Origin of the sequence: Myxococcus sp. AB025B (assembly GCF_006518215.1) — a bacterium.
Classification (GTDB): domain Bacteria; phylum Myxococcota; class Myxococcia; order Myxococcales; family Myxococcaceae; genus Myxococcus; species Myxococcus fulvus.
This window is the reverse complement of record NZ_SRLW01000453.1, coordinates 1-5695: the sequence shown is the minus strand read 5'-3', so window position 1 is coordinate 5695 and position 5695 is coordinate 1. Positions and strand designations below refer to the sequence as shown.

The window sequence follows — 5695 nt, the reverse complement described above, 5'->3', positions numbered from 1 at the left end:
CGGTGGGGCAGGGGCGGGTGGCTCGCGGCGGGCGTCGCGGGGGGCGTGCTGGTGCTGATGGGCGGCGTCATCCTGCGGGACACGGTGCTCCAGGGGACGTACGAGTCGCGCGAGGCCTCACGCGACTGGAAGGAGGCGTACGAGCGCACGTACAAGGTGCACGAGGCGCTCCCGGTGCCGAGCATCACCGCGGTGACGGCGAAGGTGGACCTCCTCCCCCAGGAGGCGCGCTACCGCGTCACGGGCAGCTACCGGCTGGAGAACCGCACCCGGGAGCCCATCGACACGCTGTGGGTCGCGGTGCCCCGGTCCGCGCGGCCCGTGTCGCTGGCGCTGCGCGGCGCGGAGCAGGTGTCCCACGACGAGCGCTTCGGCATGGTCCGCTTCGCGCTGTCGCCCGCGCTGCCACCGGGCGGCGTGTCCGAGCTGTCGTTCGACGTCACCCGGGAGGAGCGGGGCGTGAGGGCGACGGACTTCGAGCTGTCGCTGGTGGAGAACGGCACCTTCCTGCGCAACACGGAGGTGTTCCCCTCGCTGGGCTACCGCCGCACGTATGAGCTGGGCAACGCGGCCGAGCGGCGGGCGCGGGGCCTGCCGGAGCAGCCGAGGCTGCCGAGGCTGGACGAGCGCGGCGCCGTGCCCCTTCCGGTGGAGCAGGGCTGGCACACGCTGGACCTCACCGTGTCCACGGACGGGGACCAGACGGCGGTCGCGCCGGGCGCGCTGCGACGCGAGTGGACCGAGGCGGGCCGGCGCCACTTCCACTTCGTGGAGGCGCGGCCGATGACGCCGATGTTCGCCATCGTCTCCGCCCGCTACGCGGTGGAGCGGACGCGGCACCAGGGCGTGGACGTGGAGGTGTACTACCACCCGTCGCACCCCTACAACGTGAAGGCCATCCAGGCGGCGGTGACACGCTCGCTGGACGACTTCGGCGCGCGCTTCCAGCGCTACCCTGACGCTCAGCTGCGCGTGGTGGAGATTCCTTCGTACTGGGACTTCGGCGCGCTGGCCCTCCGGCAGGTCATCTACTTCGTGGAGGACCGGGGCTTCCTCACGGACATGGGGCGCGAGGACGACGCGGTGGACCTGGTGACGCGGCGCACGGCGCACGAGGTCGCCCACCAGTGGTTCGGCCACCTGCTGGACCCGGCTCCCGTCGAGGGCGCGACGATGCTGGTGGAGTCGCTGACGAAGTACGCCGAGCAGCGGGTGCTGGCGGGACAGGACGGTGAGCGCTCGCTGTTGCCGGTGCTCGCGTTCGACAGGGACCGCTATCTCTCCAGACGCGGGGAGGAGGCGGAGGCCGAGCCGCCGCTCTACAAGGGCGCGGGCCAGTCCTACCTCTACTACGGCAAGGGCGCGCTGGTGATGAACGCGCTGCGCGACCTGCTGGGCGAATCGCGGCTGGACGCGGCGCTGCGCCACCTGCTGGCCTCGCAGACGCGTGAGAACACGCTGACGACGTTGGACTTGCTGGCCGCGCTGCACGCCCAGGCGTCCGCCGAGCAGCGCGTCCTCATCGACCAGTGGATGAAGGAGGTCGTCCTCTACGACTTGAAGGTGGAGTCGGCCACCGTGGAGGCGCTGGAGGACGGGCGCTTCCGGGTGACGGCGCGCGTGGCCACGGCCAAGCACGCGCGGCGCGGGAGCGAGGACGTGCCCCTGCCCATGGACGAGGTGCTCGAGCTCGCGGTCTACCGTGGCTCGCCGCGCGACGGCGCCGTGGAGGACGTCCCGCTGCGCGTGGAGCGCCACCGCTTCCAGGGCCCGTCCACGGAGGTGGCCTTCATCGTGGAGGAGCGCCCCGCGTACGTGGGCGTGGACCCGGGCTTCCTGCGAATCGAGCGGGAGCGCGGGGACAACTTCCGGAAGCTGACGCCCCGGGTAGAGGAGGCGTCAGCTTCCCGTTAGCGCGCCTCTTCCGGCGGCCCGGCGCCAGCATGGCCCGGGCCGCCGTGACGAGCGGCGCGCCGCCTGAATCAGGCGACCTTCTTCTCGCGCAGCTCGCGGCGGAGGATCTTGCCGACGTTCGTCTTCGGCAGCTCCGTGCGGAACTCGATGGACTTGGGCCGCTTGTAGCCGGTGAGCTGCTCGCGGCAGAAGTCCATGATCTGCGCCTCGGTGAGCGACGGGTCCTTCTTCACGATGAAGAGCTTCACCACCTCGCCCGAGTGCTCGTCCGGGATGCCCACCGCGGCCACCTCCAGCACGCCGGGGTGCATGGCCACCACGCCCTCGACCTCGTTGGGGTACACGTTGAAGCCGGACACGAGAATCATGTCCTTCTTGCGGTCGACGATGCGGGTGTGGCCGCGCTCATCCATGATGCCGATGTCGCCCGAGCGGAAGAAGCCGTCCGGGAACATCACCTTCGCCGTCTCGTCCGGACGGTTCCAGTAGCCCGCCATCACCTGCGGCCCGCGGATGCAGATTTCGCCCGACTCGCCCATCGGGACGTCCTTGCCGTCCTCGTCGCGGATGGCGATCTCCGTGCCCGGCACGGGCAGGCCGATGGTGCCCGAGTACTCGGTGGCGACGGGCGTGTTGCTCGTGGCGACCGGGGAGGTCTCCGACAGGCCGTAGCCCTCGATGAGCGGCACGCGCGTGAGCGCGAACCACTTGTCCGCCACCGCCTTCTGCACCGCCATGCCGCCACCGTTGGAGACCATCAGGTGGGAGAAGTCCAGCTTGGCGAAGTCGGGGTGGTTGACCAGCGCGTTGTAGAGCGTGTTGACGGCGGGCAGGATGTGGAAGGGCTGCTCCGACAGCGTCTTGATGAACGCCGGGATGTCGCGCGGGTTGGGGATGAGGATGTTCATCGCGCCCATGCGGATGCCCATCAGCCCGCACACGGTGAGCGCGAAGATGTGATACATCGGCAGCGCGCAGACGATGTTCACCTGGTCGATGTTGCGCCCCTTCTGCGCCGGCGCCAGCCACGCCTCCACCTGCAGCAGGTTGGCGATGACGTTGCGGTGCAGCAGCATCGCGCCCTTCGACACGCCCGTCGTTCCGCCCGTGTACTGCAGGAAGGCGATGTCGTCGCGCGTCGTGGTGGCCGGCGTCAGCGTGCGCGAGCCCCCCTCCGACAGCACCTGCTTGAAGCTGACCGCCCGCGGCAGCTCGTACGCGGGCACCATCTTCTTGACCTTGCGCACCACGAAGTTGACCAGCGTGCCCTTCAGGCCGCCGAGCAAATCACCCATCGTCGCGACCACGACGTGGCGCACCGGCGTCTTGTCCAGCACCTGCTGCAGCGTGGTGGCGAAGTTCTCCAGGATGAAGATGGCCTGGGCTCCGCTGTCCTTGAGCTGGTACTCCAGCTCGCGCGGCGTGTAGAGCGGGTTGACGTTCACCACGATGTAGCCCGCGCGCAGGATGGCGGCGATACACACCGGATACTGCAACACGTTGGGCATCATGATGGCGATGGTCGCCCCACGCTCCAGCCCGCGCGACTGCAGCCACGCGCCGACCCGGCGCGACAGCGCGTCCAGCTCACGGTACGTGATGATCTTGCCCATGCATTTGAAGGCCGGCCGGTCCGCGTACTTCGTGAAGGCCTCCTCCAGCAGGTGCGTCAGCGTCGGGTACTGACGGTCATCGATCTCCGCCGGAACTCCAGGCGGGTAGTGCTTCAACCAGGGCTTCTCCATCGGCTCGCCTCCAAGGCGCGTGTCGTGGGGTTGGGTTGGGGGACGCGGATGGTATCCCGATTGCGCTCCTGTTCGACCCTTCACGTCACCGATGTTCGTTGTCTGCCTTTGATGCGGTGCGGCATGGCCGTTGGCGCGCGGGGAATTCAGGGCTCGAAGGCGCGCAGCACCTCGGCGTGGACGATGCGGTCCAACCGGAAGGGGCGCCGCGCGCCGCTCTGCATGTCCTGGGTATCCAGGCGTGTCTCGTGTCGGTCCATCACGACGGAGAGGATGCGCACCTCGCGCGTGGTCTCCAGGAAGTTGCCGTCCACGTACGTCAGCCGCAACGGCTGCTGCTCGAACCAGGCGCGCTCGATGGCCGCTCGGACGGCGGGCTTGCTCGGCAGCGACGGCACGCCCAGGAAGCTCAGCTCCTTGAGCCGGTCGAGCAGCTCGCGCTGCGCGGACGTGGAGAGCGCGGCGCGCACCTTGTCCAACGCCGACTCGAGCGTGCCCGCGAAGGGCATCAGCCGCATGTCGATGGCGAAGCGTCCCAGCGCCACCAGCAGCGCCGCCTCGCGCGCGGTGAAGTTCACCGGCGGCAGGCTGTAGCTGCGGTCCAGCGCGTAGCCGCCGCCTCGTCCCCGCTCCGCCGCCACCGGCATTGACGCGGCGCGCAACGTGTCGAGGTCGCGGTAGATGGTGCGGATGGTGACGCCGAAGCGCTCGGCGAGCGTCTCGGCGGTGACGCCGGTGCGGCGGCCCCGGAGGTACTCGGCGAGTGCGAAGAGTCGCTCGGTGCGTTGCATGGCGTGGGTTTCCTGACATACCGCTGACACCCGGGAGCGGCAAGGTGTGGGGCATGATGGCGGGCATGGTGGAGGACGAATGGCTGTGGGGCTGGGACGCGACGCCGGGCATCGTCTCGGTGTGGGCGGAGCCCGACGGCCGCGCCTTCGTGTGGCGCAGGCTCCCGGAGTCGGGGGCGCTGGTGCGCGAGGACGTGCGCTTCCGGCCGTGGCTGGTGCTGTCGAACCTGGAGGACCTGGAGCACCTGGGGCCGCGGCTGCGACCGGAGCGAGAGGGGCCCGCGCCGCGTCGGGTGACGTACCAGGAGCTGTCGGGGCCGGGGGCGCTGCGCTTCCTGATTCGCGCGGAGGACGGGCGCGCGCTCGCGTCGGACGTGTTGCAGGGCGCGTCGCGACGGCTGGGGCGGCCGTTCGCGAACCTGCGGGACCTGAGCGCGGAGACGGTGCTGTCGCTGCCGCCGGAGGAGCAGTACCTCACGGCGTCCGGGCGGACGTACTTCCGGGGGCTCTCCTTCGAGGCGCTGCATCGGCTCCAGTTCGACTTGGAGACGACGGGGCTGGACCCGGGCAAGGACCGCATCTTCCTCATCGCGATGCGGGGGCCGCGCGGGGACACGGACGTGCTGGAGGCGCACGGGGACGGTGACGCGGCGGAGGCGGACCTGCTGCGCCGGTTCGTGGAGCGGGTGCGCCAGTGGGACCCGGACGTCATCGAGAACCACAACCTGCATGGGTTCGACCTGCCCTTCGTCGCGCGGCGCGCGCGGCGGCTGGATGTGCCGCTGGCGTTGGGGCGCGCGGGCTCACCGGGCCTGCGGCACCGTCCGTCCGCGCGGGGCTCGGCGTTGGGGCGGGGGGCGGAGCGCAACGCGGATTCGATGCGGCGCGCGCGGTACACGGTGCCGGGGCGCGAGTTCATCGACACGTTGGACGCGGTGCTGCGGCACGACTTCTCGGCGCGGGATTTGCCGGGGCATGGGCTCAAGGTGGTGGCGCGGCACTTCGGCATCGCGGGCCCGGCGCGTGAGTACATCCCCGGGGCGCGGGTGCACGAGGTCTTCAAGACGGACCCGGAGCGGGTGCGGCGCTACGCGCGGGACGACGTGGCGGAGGCGGAGGGCGTGGCGCGGCTGTTGGGCGGGGCGGCGTTCGCCCTGGCGCGCATGGCGCCGCGCCGGTACGAGCGCCTGGCGGACGCGGGGCCGGCCACGGGGGTGTTGGACCCGTTGCTGGTGCGGGCGTACC

Annotated in this window: 4 protein-coding genes; 2 read left to right on the top strand and 2 right to left on the bottom strand. The window is 70.8% G+C overall.

The features are described from left to right. Nucleotides 1–1914, top strand: a 1914-nt coding sequence (locus tag FL311_RS40565) for a M1 family aminopeptidase (protein ID WP_141332992.1), incomplete at its 5' end; no start/stop codon positions are given. A 68-nt stretch (nt 1915–1982) separates the two neighbouring features. Here FL311_RS40565 and FL311_RS40560 read toward each other — a convergent pair. Further along, complete coding sequence (locus FL311_RS40560) at nt 1983–3659, bottom strand: long-chain fatty acid--CoA ligase (RefSeq protein ID WP_141332991.1); 1677 nt, start codon at nt 3657–3659, stop codon at nt 1983–1985. A gap of 146 nt (nt 3660–3805) precedes the next feature. After that, a complete protein-coding gene (locus FL311_RS40555) occupies nt 3806–4450 on the bottom strand; it encodes a YafY family protein (RefSeq protein ID WP_141332990.1) in 645 nt (214 codons plus the stop codon). 53 nt (nt 4451–4503) lie between these two features. On the opposite strand from FL311_RS40555, the gene FL311_RS40550 reads away from it, so the two are divergent. After that, nucleotides 4504–5695: ribonuclease H-like domain-containing protein (locus FL311_RS40550; protein ID WP_228557412.1), on the top strand; the 1192-nt coding region annotated here is incomplete at its 3' end.

Excerpts from the sequence above, each read along its gene's own strand:
- FL311_RS40555 (WP_141332990.1), bottom strand. The coding sequence starts at position 4,450 with ATGCAACGCACCGAGCGACTCTTCGCACTCGCCGAGTACCTCCGGGGC.
- FL311_RS40560 (WP_141332991.1), bottom strand. The coding sequence starts at position 3,659 with ATGGAGAAGCCCTGGTTGAAGCACTACCCGCCTGGAGTTCCGGCGGAG.